Here is a 13,092-nt window from a genome sequence, read left to right on the forward strand (position 1 = left end):
TGCTGGGAGTGCAGGCGTACCGGGACCGGAGCCGTCCCCGCCTGCCTACGGGGGAGGGGTGACGCCCATGCGGCCGCTCGACGTCGACGAACCCACCATGGTGGGGCCCTACCGGCTGCTCGGCCGGCTGGGCTCCGGCGGCATGGGCCGGGTCTACCTGGGCCGCAGCGCCGGAGGCCGTACGGTCGCGGTCAAGATCGTGCATCCGCACTTCGCGCTGGACGAGGAGTTCCGGGCGCGCTTCCGGCGCGAGGTCGACGCCGCGCGCCGGGTGGGCGGCGCATGGACGGCGCCCGTCCTGGACGCGGACCCCGGGGCGCGGGTGCCGTGGGTGGCGACGGCGTACGCCGCCGGTCCGTCCCTGTCGGCCGCGGTCACGGACGGCGGGCCCCTTCCGGCCCACACGGTACGGGCTCTGGGCGCGGGACTCGCCGAGGCGCTGGCGGCGGTGCACGAGCTGGGCCTGGTGCACCGGGACGTGAAGCCGTCGAACGTCCTGCTGACCCTCGACGGTCCCCTCCTGATCGACTTCGGGATCGCCCGGGCCACCGACGGCACGGCATCCCTCACCTCCACCGGCGTGTCCATCGGCTCGCCCGGCTACATGTCGCCCGAGCAGATCCTGGGCAAGGGCGTCTCGGGCGCGGCCGACGTCTTCTCACTGGGCGCGGTCCTCGCGTACGCGGCGACCGGTCAACAGCCCTTCCCCGGGGACTCCTCCGCCGCCCTGCTCTACAAGGTCGTCCACGAGGAGCCGGAACTCGGTCCGCTGGACGGGGAGTTGCGGAGCCTGACGGCGGCCTGCCTGGCGAAGGACCCGGGCACGCGGCCCGCCCCCGCCGAGGTGGCCCGCCGGCTGGCCCCCGAGGGCGCGGCCCGGCTGGTGACGGGCGGGTGGCTGCCGGGGGCGCTGGTGGAGCAGGTGAGCCGCAGTGCCGTGCAGCTGTTGAATCTGGAGGCGACGGGGCCGGGGCCGGAGCCGGGAGCCGGGGGGCCGTCCGGGCCGGTCGGGTTCAGCAGCCCTTCGGTGGGGCCGGAAGCGGCGGGGGGTGCGGGCACCGGCGCGGCGATGGGGGTGTTCGGACCGCCGCCGGTGATGCCGCCGGGGGTGACACCGCCTCCGAACGTGCCGCCGCCGGTTCTGCCCGCGCAGAGCGGGGGGTCTGGGCTCGCGCGGAGCGGGGCGTCCGCGGAGGCCGGGGGGCCCGTGCAGGGCGGGGCATACGTGCAGGCCGGAGGGACCGGGCGGGGCGGAGGGGCCGGGCGGGCCGACGGCCCCGCGCCGATCGGAGGGCCAGGGCCGATCGGAGGGCCAGGGCCGATCGGAGGGTCCGCGCCGATCGGAGGGCCCGCGGCCCTCTTCGCAGCCGCACCCGAACCCCGGGACGGTGATCACCCGCAGGACACCGCCCCGGGGCTCGGGCGCCGCCCCGGCAGGGTCTCCGTCTCCGTGGCGGCGACGTCCACGCCGGAGGGCGGCGGGCGGGTGCGGAGGCTGAGCTGCTCCGTGGTGCTGGCGGTCGCGGGGGCGATGGCGGCCGTGACAATCGGATCGGTGTTCGTGTTCGACCTGCTGCCGGGGCGGGACGGCGGCCAGGACGACGCGGACTCGGGCAGCGGGTCCGACTCGCCTCCGGCGGCGACCGCGAGCTCCGCCCCTTCCGGTACGGTGCCCGCCGCGTACCTCGGCACCTGGGAGGGCCAGGGCGTCGCCCTCGACGGCAGACTCCCCCTCGGCACGTTCCGCATCACCGTCGGACAGGTCGCTGTCGGCGAGGAGTTGGGCAAGCTTCGCCAGACCGACCAGATCGGCGGCGTCTGCGTCGACGTACTCACCCTGAAGCAGGTGACGAAGAAGGAACTCGTCGCGACGTCGGTCGGCGCGAAGACCAACCACAGCGGCTGCAACCCGGCGAAGACGACCGTCCACCTCAAGCCGGTGGGCGACGACCTCCAGTACCGGTCGGAGAGCGAGGAGTCGGGCCGGCCGGAGGCTCGGATGTCGAAGGTGCGGTAGGTACCGACCTGCCTCCGTGCCTCACGAACAAGGTGATCAGGACGACGATCCCGAGAGGGTGGCAAGGAGGCGGCCGCCCGGCTTACGGCCCCTAACTCCCGTCCTGGTTCAGGCGCTCACTACTGTGTCTGCGATAGCGAACGCCAAGAGATACGACTGACGCGCCACATTGCGTGCTGCCGGGAAGGCCCACCACCATGGAGACACTGCAGCCGGATGATCCAGTGGAGTTGGGAACGTACCGGCTTCTCCGAAGACTCGGCGTCGGCGGCATGGGCCGCGTATACCTCGCCCGCTCGCCCGGTGGCCGTACCGTCGCCGTGAAGGTCGTGCGTCCGGATCTTGCGGCGGACGGCGACTTCCGCGACCGCTTCCGGCACGAAGTCGAGATAGCCAAGGCAGTCTCCGGCCGCTTCACCGCCCCGGTCGTGGACGCCGACCCGGACGCGCCGCTGCCGTGGCTGGCGACGTCGTACGTGCTCGGCCCGGACCTCACGGACGTGGTCGCCGCGCACGGTGCGCTGCCGGAGCACACCGTCCGGGCGCTGGCAGCAGGCCTCGCCGCTGCCCTCCAGGAGGTTCACGCGGCCGGACTGATCCACCGTGACATGAAGCCGTCGAACGTCCTGCTGGCGGCAGACGGTCCGCGCGTCATCGACTTCGGGATCGCTCGGGCGGTGGACGGAAACCGTATGACACAGACGGGAGTCGTCGTCGGCTCACCCGGCTACATGTCACCGGAGCAGGCGCTCGGCAAGGACGTCGGCACGGCGAGTGATGTCTTCTCCCTGGGTGCCGTGCTCGCGTTCGCGGCAACCGGCCGGGGCACCTTCGGCCATGGCGCCGTCTCGCACGCCTCGTTGCTGTATCAGGTCGTGCACGGTGAGCCCGACCTGGAGGGCGTGCCGCAGCAACTGATGGGCCTCGTTCGCGCATGCCTCGCCAAGGACCCGGCGCATCGGCCCATGCCGTCGGAGATCGTGACGGCGCTCGCCCCGCAGGGCGTCGAGGGTGTCCTCAGCGACTGGCTGCCGTCGGCGGTGTCCTCGACGATCGCCACGCATGCGGCCGGCATCCTGGACCTCGAGGCACCGCAGCAGCCTCAGCCCGCGGTCGCCGCGTCCTTCGGGCCCGCACCGGCGATGACGGACGGGACACCGCAGTCACCGGGCACACCGCCTCCGGGCTACGGCTATCCGCAGGCTCCGGGATACGGCGGCACCCCCGCGGCCGCCGCCCAGGGAAACCCGGTCCCTGGCTACGCCACACCGCCGGGCGGCGTTCCCACCCCGGGGTACGGGACGACACCGCCGGGCCATGGCGCTCACGGACAGCCCGGCGCCCTGGGGCCGGTTTCCACCGTGGCCACCACCCCCACCGCTCCCTCCCGCCGCCGTGTCCTCGGTCTCGCGCTCGGCGGTGCCGCCGCCGTGGCGGTGGCGGGCGGCGGCGCGGCCTGGTGGCTGGGCCGGGACGGCGACACCGACGACGGGGCGACCGGCACGAACGGCGCTGGTTCCGCGCAGCCCGTCGAGGAGAACTTCACCACCCCGCCGGCCGGAGTCGCCCCCCAACCCCTGTGGCACGAGACCGCGGCGGAAGACAGCACCACCACCGACGTACCGCTCCTCATCCATGAGGGCCTGCTCCTGATCAGCGGCGACCCTCTGGTGGCGTACGAAGTGAAGACCGGTGAGTCCCGCTGGTCGAAACCTGACGTCTGCGCCCCCGGTTCCCAGCTTCTGTTCCACGACGGCAAGGTGTTCCTCACCGACAGCGGCATCGAGGGAGTCCTCGTCGCGCGGGACGTGAAGACCGGCGAGGAGGTGTGGCGCAGCCGTCTCGGCAAGAAACTCGGCATCGAGAGCACCATCGCCGTCGACGACAAGAACGTGTACGTCACGGCAACCGACTACGCACAGGCCCAGAGCGCCACCGACTACCGCACCGCCATCGCCGCGATCAGCCACAGCACCGGGAAGAAGGTGTGGTTGCAGCACCGCGACTGGGGCACGCGGGACTACGACGTCCAGGGCACCGTCTCCGGCAAGTACCTCGTCTACGCGGACTCCAACCAGAACCTCACCGTGCGCGACACCGCGACCGGCGACCAGTTGTGGACGCAGAAGATCGGCGACGACTGGGCCTGGCAGCCCACGGTCGCGAGCGGCCTCGTCTTCCTGCCCGGCGAGAAGCTGACAGCGGTCGACGCGGAGACCGGCCGCACCCGCTGGACGCTCTCCCCCGAGGGCCGCCGCGGCTTCAACAACCCGGCCGTCATCGACGGTGTGCTCTACGTCAGCGACTACGACCGCGGTATCTGGGCCGTCGACGTCAAGACGCACCAGCGGATCTGGCTCTGCGAGGACCAGGACCGTGGCGGGCCGGGGACGTTCGCGAGGGTCGGCACGACGCTGTACTGCGCCGCCGGGCCCTTGTCAGGAGGCGTCATCGCCCTCGAGGCCAAGACCGGCGAAGTGCGCTGGACCTGGACGGACGACAAGGACTCCGGCGCCCCGTGGCAGATCGCTCCTGCGGGAAACCGACTGCTGGTGACGAACGGACCGGAGGTCTACGCGATGCCGGCGGTGTGACGCCGGGGCGCTGGGGCGCGATGCCGGGGGCTGCCATAGTCTCCGTTAGCTGAAGTTAACGAACGTGGCCACAGGGGCCGACGGGGAGGACGACCATCATGCGGATGCTGGTCACGGTCGTACGCGAAGGCGGTGAGCCGGAGGACGTCGTCGTCACCACCGACGACACCGCCACGGCAGGCGATGTCGCGGAGGTGCTGGCGCAGGCCGTCGGACAAACCATCGACCCGCGGGGTGTCGGCTCGGGGAACGTCTTGGCCATGCCCGGCACCTCACTGGCTTCGCTGCCCGGCTACGGAACCGCGGTGGCCGGGGCGCCGGCGCTGTGGGCAGACGGCGAGCTGTGCGACCCGGCGGCACCGGCGGCCGGCGTCCTGCGGGACGGCATGCGCGTCTCCGTCGACCGCTCGATAGGCCCGCTGCTGCGCAAGGGCGAGCCGGTCGGGCAGTACGAACTGCGGGTGGCGGGCGGTCCCGGTTCCGGGCGGGTGGTCCGGCTGGGCGTCGGCGCGGCCACTGCCGGATCCGCGCCGACCTGTTCGCTCCCCCTGCCGGACGGCTCACTGCCGCCGGTCGCCCTCCGGCTGACGATCGACCTTCAGGGCAACGTCACCCTCACCCCGGAGGCCGGGGCCGGTGTCCGGCTGAATGACGACGCGGTGACGGCCGGGACTGCATGGCCGCTCGGCGGTGTCGTACGGGTGGGCGACTCGCTGCTGGTCCTCGACAAGGTGGCCGAGCCGGACGCGCACCTGTCCCTGATGAGCGAAGGCGGTCTCGCCTACAACCGTCCCCCTCGGCTGTCGCCACTGCGGCCCCGGCGACGGCTGGCCGTGCCGGTACCGCCCAGCAAGGGGGAACGGGCGCGGTTCCAGTTCATCATGGCGTTCATGCCCATGCTGTTCGGGCTGGCCATGTACTTCTTCACCAAACAGATCTACATGCTGCTGTTCTGCCTGATGAGCCCGCTCATGATGCTGGGCCAGTGGATCAGTGAGAACCGCGAGGGCAAGAAGAAGCACAAGACGTCCCTCAAGCAGTACAGGAAGGACCTCGCGGCCCACGAGGCCGAACTCGTCACCCTCAGCAAGGAAGAACAGCACGCCCGCCGCGAGGACAACCCCGACCCCGCAGAGGTCCTGCTCTTCGCGACCGGCCCCCGCCGTCGCCTCTGGGAGCGCCGGCTCACCGACCCGGATGCGATGCAGCTGCGTATCGGGCTCGGCGCCCTGCCCTCCGACGTGGAACTCGTCTTCGCACGTGGCGGCTCGGCGCACGACGAGGAGCCCCCGGAGCCCCCGGTCCTCCCCGACGTCCCGGTCACCCTGCCCTTCGCCCGGCTCGGCGTGGTCGGCATCGCGGGTGACCGTGCCCGTGCCCTCGCCACCGCGCGCTGGCTGAGCGTTCAAGCCGCCGTGCTGCACAGCCCCCGCGACCTGTCACTGGTGTCCCTGGCCGCCACGCCCGCAGCCGGCGCCGAATGGCACTGGGCGCACTGGCTGCCGCACACCAACCCCGACGAGGGGCAGGACTGCGTCGCCCTGGTCGGTTTCGACTCGGAGGGCATCAGCCGCCGGGTCAACGAACTTCTCAACGAGCTGGCTCGGCGCAAGGCGGCCCGCGAGCAGCACAACATGACGGGCCAGCTGTACCCGGACGCCAACGTGCTCCTGATACTCGACGGAGCACGGTTGCTGCGCCGCGTACCCGGCGTCCCGCAACTCCTGACCGAGGGACCGCAGTACGGCATCTTCGCTCTCTGCATCGACGAGGACGAGCGGCTGCTCCCCGAGGAGTGCAAGGCCGTCGTGGCCTGGTCGCCGGACGCAGCCCACCATGTCCGGGTGCGTGGCTACGGCTTGGAGGCCATCGGCGATGTCCTGGCCGACCAGGTTCCGTACGAATGGTGCGAACTCCTGGCCCGCTCTCTCGCCCCCATCCGCGATGTCAGTCGCGACGACGCCGATTCCGCGCTGCCCACCTCGGCCCGGCTGCTGAACCTGCTGAACCTGCCCAACCCGGCGGGTACCGACGTGGAACGCATCTGGCAGGCGGGCGGTTCGACGACGTCCGCACCCATCGGCCTCGCCGCCGACGGCGCTTTCGTCCTGGACATCCGCCGTGACGGGCCGCACGCGCTCGTCGCCGGTACAACGGGTGCCGGTAAGTCCGAACTCCTGCAGACGATCATCGCCTCGCTGGCGGTGGCGAACCGCCCGGACGCCCTGAACTACGTCCTCATCGACTACAAGGGCGGCAGCGCGTTCATGGACTGCGCCCGCCTGCCGCACACCGTCGGCATGGTCAGCGACCTCGACGCCCACCTGACCGAGCGGGCCCTCGCCTCGCTCGCGGCAGAGCTGCACCGCCGGGAGCGGATCCTCTTCGACGCCGCCGCCAAGGACATCGAGGACTACAACGACACCCGCAAGCTCCGCCCCGAACTGGAGCCGATGCCGCGGCTGGTGCTCGTCATCGACGAGTTCGCGTCCCTGGTGGCGGAACTGCCCGACTTCATCGCGGGCCTGGTCGACATCGCACGCCGAGGCCGCTCGCTCGGCGTGCACCTGATCCTCGCGACGCAGCGTCCCGCGGGTGTGGTCAGCGCCGACATCCGTGCCAACACCAACCTCCGCATCGCCCTGCGGGTGACCGACGCCGCCGAGTCGATGGACGTGATCGACGCTCCGGACTCCGGCGCGATCTCGAAGTCGACTCCGGGCCGCATGTACGTCCGCTCCGGTGCCCAGTCCCTGGTCGGTGTGCAGTCGGCCCGCATCGGTGGCCGCCGCCCCGCCACGGGCCAGACGGGCCCGAAGGCCACACTGGTCCCCTTGCCCTGGAACGCCTATGCCCGCCCGCTGCCCAAGCGGGACGAGGCCGAGGACGACGGCACGATGGTCACCGACCTGGCCGTCCTCGTGGACGCGGTACGCGACGGCGCGGAGCGGATGGGCTTCGGAGAGCAGCGCAGCCCGTGGCTGCCGCCGTTGGCGGAGTCCGTCACGCTCGACGAACTGTCCAGGTACGGCGGCGCACCGGTCACCACCCCGGGCGACGACGTGGCCCCGATCCCCTACGGCCTGGTCGACCTGCCGGCGAAGCAGAGCCGCTTGCCGGTGTCCCTGGACCTGGTCCACGGCGAGCACACCCTGCTGCTCGGCGGCGCTCGCTCCGGCCGCTCGACGGCGCTGCGTACCCTTGCCGGCTCACTGGCCCGCAACACCTCCCCGCTCGACGTGCACGTCTACGCCATCGACTGCGGCTCCAACGCCCTGTTGCCCCTGGTCCGCCTTCCCCACGTGGGCGCCGTCGTGACCCGAGACGAGCCGGACCGCGTACGCCGACTGATTCAGCGCCTGCAGGTGGAGATCGCCCGTCGCCAGCAACTCCTGGCGATGGAGGGGGCGTCGAGCGCGGCGGAGCAGCGCGCTGGAGCGTCCCCGGAGGAGCGCCTGCCCTGGATGGTTCTGCTCCTGGACAGCTGGGAGGGCTTCGCGTCGACCTTCGAGAACTACAACTACGGTCAGCTGCTGGAAGCGGCCCAGCGTCTCTTCCGCGAAGGTTCCGCAGCGGGGCTGAAGGTCGTCATGACGGCAGACCGCAGTGGCCTCAGCGGTCACGTCTCCTCGGCCTTCTCCGACCGTCTCGTCATGCGCTTCGCCGACCCGAACGACTACTCAACGGCGGGTCTCCAGGCCCGCGAGGTCCCGAAGAACATGCCGCCCGGACGCGCCCTGCGGATCACGGACACGGGCGTGGACGAGACGCAGATCGGCCTGCTGGCGCAGGACCCGGCCGGCCAGGCCCAGGTCCGTGCGCTCCGAGAGATCGCGGAAGAGGCGCGAGCCCACTACGGTCGCGTTCCGGCGGGCCGCCGCCCCCTGCGGGTCGACGCCCTGCCGACGCGCGTCACGGCGTCGGAGGCCATGGCTCTGGACCCGGACTTCGTCCCGCCGTCGCCCCTGTGGGCGCTGCTCGCCGTGGGCGGCGATGAACTCCACCCCATCGGTATCGACCTGGAGGAGAACGGACCCGGCTTCGTCATCGCGGGCCCGCCGAAGTCCGGCCGCTCCACGGCACTGCTCTGCGCCGCCGAGTCCCTTCTGCGCGCAGGCACTCCGCTGGTCGTCGTGGCACCTCGCCGCTCTCCGCTGCGGGAGCTGGAAGGCCGGGAAGGGGTCCTCGGTGTCCTCAACGCGGAAAGCTCCGGTGACGACTTGGAGGAGCTTCAGGACCAGCTCGGCGGACGGCCGTACGTGGTCGTGGTCGACGACGCCGAACTCCTCTACGACACATCGCTGGACGAGCCCCTGGAAGGGGTCATCCGCAAGGGAGCCGATGGCGGTGTGGGCCTGCTCGCCGCCGGCACGACGGACTCCCTGTCCGGCCAGTACCGGGGCTTCGCGGTCGAGGCCCGAAAGTCCCGCAACGGCATGCTGCTGACACCGCAGAGCTCTTCGGACGGCGAACTGTTCGGCATCCGGCTGCCCGCGAACAGCGGGGGCGGGGCAGCGGGCAGCGGATTGTTCGTGGCCGGCGGGGCGTTCGTACCGGTGCAGGCCGTGACGAACGGCTGAACCGAGGGGGGCTCCCGCTCACTGAGCGGGAGCCCCTCGGCGCTGCTTTCCTGTTACTGCGAGCTATGACTTCGTGTGGCGAACGCTCTCGTCGCTCGGCTCTTTGCCACCCGTCGATGCGGCTGGGGACTCTTCCGGGCCGAGCGTGCGAAGAATCCGGAGACGGCGCCAGATCACTGCCGTGGTGAGGCCGAGGCAGATGACCGCCAGAGCCGAAGTGCCGTAGGCCGGCAGGTTCGCCGGCGGGTCCGCTACCCAGCCCTGAGTGAGGACCCGGGAGGGGGCCTCAGGGTCGTATGTGACGATCACGGAAGCGCCCGTTTCCGTTTCGGGAAGCATCCCGGCGTATTCCGAAAGCTTGGCCTCGGTGCCTGCCTTGGGACTGCTCACAAGACGGACCCGGATGTACTTCGGCTTCGAGTCGACACCAATGACCGTGGCAGCGGCGCTCACTCCGCGGGACCGCAGGTCCTGAACCAAGGAGCGCGACGGGAGCAAGAAGAACAGGGTCATCCCTACGCACAACAGAAATAGGCCGAACCCCGCAAGGATCACGCGGCGTTGCGGAAGCGGACGGTGCGGCTTCCACGCCTTTGCCTTGGCGACGTCCTGGCGGCCTCTTTTGACATGAGGCGGGAGTTGATACTGCTCCGCAGGGCGTCTTCTTCTCTTCTTAGTCATGCAATGTCACCGGGCCGAGCAGACGGGGCATTCCTTCGAGGTTCGACGACCTCGAAGGAATGCCCCGGCAGGCCGCAGCGACCGCGCGTGCCGCGTCCGTTCAGGTCGCGCGCTCGATGTTGTCGGCGCTGGTGTTGGCCGACTTGCTCGCCTCGTTCAGCGTGTCGACCCACTTGTCGAACGTCGGCTTGATGTCGTGCCAGTCGTTCCGGAAGCGGTCGGCCTTGGGCCCCTTCCAGTACCCCGAGCTGTGGCTGGTGGCGGACTCCAGAGCCTTGATGAGGCCCTGGAGGTCGGTGGCCTTCTTGCCGAAGAGCTTGGACAGCTCCCGAAGCTGAGTGAGATCTGCACCGCGATCCATGGCGATCCTCCCCGTGTCACACACGTAAACGGACTATCCGTTTGCAACAAGGGACGCTACCGCACCAGATGTAGTTGCAATCCAGCACCTTCGGAGATGGGGGTTTCATGTGAACGAGTGGTGTTGGCCCGGGTCAGAAGGCTTATGAAGGTCTACACGCTGCGCCAGTATGCTGGGGCTCCTGGGACAGCGGGGGAGGCTGCTATGGCAAATCCAGACATTCAGGAACTCAACCAGCGGGCCGGCCAGCTGAGGTCGCTGGCTGACCACATCGACTCACTTGTCGATGCGGCCAAGAAGCACAGCACCACCGGTATGAAGACCTGGTCGGGTCCGAACGCGGACGACGTGCGCGGGCGGCTCAAGACGTGGCACACGACGTGCGGCACGGTCGCCAAGGCGCTGCGCGACGAAGCGCACCAGTGCGCGCAGGACGCCAAGGACCTGAAGGACGAGAAGAAGTAGCAGGGCTGCCCCTGTTGCAGCGAGAGGAATTCGCACCAGTGCCCTCCTACGACAGCTCCCGGGCCCGCTTCCGGCTGGCCGACCGTCACATCGCCGTGTTCGCACACCTCTTGGACGGCGAGACGCCCCCCGAGGAGCTGTGGGAGTCACTGGTCGAGCTCCAGCGCATCGGCCTGGTCGGTGAGGAGGGAGAACTGGCTCCCGTTCTCCGCCAGCCGCTCGGCGTCCTGGCCGACCCGATGGTCATGGTCCAGGTGGAGATCACAGGCGAGCACGGCGTGGTCAACCACGGTGTGATCGTGGGCCAGGAGGCCGTGATCTCACACGACGGCTGGCCGGGGGAGGAGGAGTCCGAGTACGTCTCCATCGAGCCGAACACCCTCGTGTGGGAACTGGCCCGCAAGGTCAACCTGCACCGGACGGAGAAGCCGGAGGAAGGCGCTCCCGAGGTCCGTGTCGAGACGACCATGGGTGCTCTGGACGCCGCGTTCGTCGCCCTGGAAGAGCCCGGCGCCGATGACGACACGACCCGCGACCTTGTTCGCAAGGCACTCGTCGAGGCGGACACCGACCTCACGGATCCGGCCCTGGGCCAGTTCCTGGACCTGGTCGTCTCCTTGAACGCCACCTGGCGCATCACCACCGCCTGGGACGGCGAACACGAGGGGCAGCGCTCCACCATGGTCCGCGCCCTGGCCGTCTGGGACTGCGGGCCGCTCGGCTACTGGATCCGCGAACAGCCCGAAGAGCCCATCATGCCGGGTCAGGTCGGCCCGGACAGCGCACTTGTCCTGGTGAAGTCCAACTCCGCCGAAGTCTGGGAGAAGATCACGGATCTACTGCCGGACAAGGAAGAACTGCTGATCGCGGACGAGTAGCCCCTGGAGTGCCGTACGTGACCGGGTGTAATCACCCTCAGTCCCCGAGCCGTAAGTCAGAACCAGTTCATCGGATTCGCCTTGGACTTGGCGATGCTCTTCCCCAAGTCCTTGGCCTTGTCGCCGACCCAGCCGGCCGCCTTGCCCGCGCCCTCCTTGATGTCGTCCCAGTGCTGGACGACCTTCGCACCGCCGTAGACGAGACCCGTCCCGACCGCGAGGCCGATGGTGACCGGGTTCGGGGCGACCATGGCGGCCGTGAGAGAGGCGTTGAAGCCGACCTCGGCGACGTCGGCGACGTACGCCGCACCCTTCTTCTTGAAGGCGTCGACGGGGTTGCCCTGAGAAATGACGTTGGCGGCGCTGAAGCCGGTCGACAGGACACCGCCCACGATGCCGGCGCCGCGCAGGAACCCTGCGGTCTTGGCGGCGGCGCCGAGGCCGGTACGGAGGGCCCCCGCGCCCCGCGCGGCGTTGGTGGCCTCCGCCACGGAGTTGGCGAACCGCTGGCTGTTCGCGGCCTTGGTGAACACCTTGATCAGGCTCGCGTTGCCGGCGCGGGCGACAGCCTGGCCGGAGTGCGTGAAACCGCCGTACATCTTGGCCGCCTGGTCGGAGCCGACCAGGAAGTCGATGACGCCGTTGGCGCGGAGTGTGTTCATCAAAGGCGTGGCGCGCGCCCAGTTGTAACCCTGGCCGATCAGGTCTCCGCGAATGCCGCTGGTGAGGGGGATGCGGGAGAGGCTCTGATAGGTGGTGCTCCGGCCGAAGAGCGAGCCGAGCTGACCGGGCAGCCAACTGCCCGGCGCGCTCAGTGAACGCAGTTTCGGAGTCCACTTGATCAGGCCGTTGCCCGCGGACCGTATGAGCCCGCTCTCGGAGCCGCGCAGGACCACGCCGAGCCGCGTCTTCCAGGTCCGAAGGGCGCCCGTCTTCAGGGAGTTGCCCAGCAGCACCTTGGTCAGTGAGGTGCCCTGGAGGGTGACGACGGCCGTGGCGGCGGTCACCGAGCCCCAGTCGCCGTACAGGCCGATCATGGAGGCGATCGTCTCCTCGTGCGGCTGGAGCCCGGGGATCTGGGCGATGGCGTGGGCCTCCAGGCGCTCGATCCAGTCGGCCAGCGACTCGTCGGGCTGTCGCTTGAACTTGTAGGCGTTCGGATCGTCGCTGGCCGCCACGGAGTTGGCCAGCAGGAGGGCGTCGGGGCCGAGGCCCTCGCTCTTGTACTTCTCGATCTCCTTGGGGCTGAACCCGGCCCACGTGAGTCCGGCCTGCGGGTCACCGCTCTCCAGCCGTGCGAAGACGGCCCGCTTACGCAAGTCCGGTGCGGTGTCCTTGACCCAGCCGCGCAAGGGCTTGAGCGTGGTCAACTTGCTCGTCACGCCGAGCCTGGACGCTCTGGTGAATGCCTCATCCACTTTGTCCTGGACCCCGCCGCGCCCGTCGAGCAGCTTCGCGAGCTGGTCCAGGTCGTCCGGATTCACATTCCGCATGCCCACGTTTCAAATCCCCAGAG

The 13,092-nt window shown here is 70.2% G+C and carries 8 protein-coding genes; 5 read left to right on the forward strand and 3 right to left on the reverse strand.

From position 1 onward, the window contains the following. Window positions 1–67 precede the first annotated feature (67 nt). The 3 genes from CEB94_RS23465 to CEB94_RS23475 all read left to right on the forward strand — a co-directional run bounded on the left by CEB94_RS23465 (window position 68) and on the right by CEB94_RS23475 (window position 9,191). Window positions 68–2,017: a serine/threonine-protein kinase gene (locus CEB94_RS23465; protein WP_175434095.1), complete on the forward strand. Its 1,950-nt coding sequence runs from the start codon at window positions 68–70 to the stop codon at window positions 2,015–2,017. A 197-nt stretch (window positions 2,018–2,214) separates the two neighbouring features. Beyond that, a complete protein-coding gene (locus CEB94_RS23470) occupies window positions 2,215–4,611 on the forward strand; it encodes a serine/threonine-protein kinase (RefSeq protein WP_175434096.1) in 2,397 nt (798 codons plus the stop codon). A 98-nt stretch (window positions 4,612–4,709) separates the two neighbouring features. Then, window positions 4,710–9,191, forward strand: a complete 4,482-nt coding sequence (locus CEB94_RS23475; protein WP_175434097.1) for a type VII secretion EssC family protein — start codon at window positions 4,710–4,712, stop codon at window positions 9,189–9,191. Between the two features lie 63 nt (window positions 9,192–9,254). On the opposite strand, the gene CEB94_RS23480 is transcribed toward CEB94_RS23475, so the two are convergent. Both CEB94_RS23480 and CEB94_RS23485 read right to left on the reverse strand, forming a co-directional pair. Next, window positions 9,255–9,704, reverse strand: a complete 450-nt coding sequence (locus CEB94_RS23480; RefSeq protein WP_175434098.1) for a hypothetical protein — start codon at window positions 9,702–9,704, stop codon at window positions 9,255–9,257. 268 nt (window positions 9,705–9,972) lie between these two features. Beyond that, complete coding sequence (locus CEB94_RS23485) at window positions 9,973–10,233, reverse strand: WXG100 family type VII secretion target (RefSeq protein WP_031141039.1); 261 nt, start codon at window positions 10,231–10,233, stop codon at window positions 9,973–9,975. A 204-nt stretch (window positions 10,234–10,437) separates the two neighbouring features. On the opposite strand from CEB94_RS23485, the gene CEB94_RS23490 reads away from it, so the two are divergent. Then, window positions 10,438–10,698 carry a hypothetical protein gene (locus CEB94_RS23490; protein ID WP_175434099.1) on the forward strand — a complete coding sequence of 87 codons (261 nt, stop codon included), beginning with the start codon at window positions 10,438–10,440 and terminating at the stop codon, window positions 10,696–10,698. Between the two features lie 38 nt (window positions 10,699–10,736). Beyond that, window positions 10,737–11,576 (forward strand): hypothetical protein, encoded by an 840-nt coding sequence (locus CEB94_RS23495; RefSeq protein WP_175434100.1) that lies wholly within the window; start codon window positions 10,737–10,739, stop codon window positions 11,574–11,576. A 56-nt stretch (window positions 11,577–11,632) separates the two neighbouring features. Here CEB94_RS23495 and CEB94_RS23500 read toward each other — a convergent pair whose 3' ends face one another. After that, window positions 11,633–13,069 carry a PE-PGRS family protein gene (locus CEB94_RS23500; protein WP_175434101.1) on the reverse strand — a complete coding sequence of 479 codons (1,437 nt, stop codon included), beginning with the start codon at window positions 13,067–13,069 and terminating at the stop codon, window positions 11,633–11,635. Window positions 13,070–13,092 lie beyond the last annotated feature (23 nt).

The sequence above is a fragment of the Streptomyces hawaiiensis genome, from assembly GCF_004803895.1.
Lineage (GTDB): Bacteria > Actinomycetota > Actinomycetes > Streptomycetales > Streptomycetaceae > Streptomyces > Streptomyces hawaiiensis.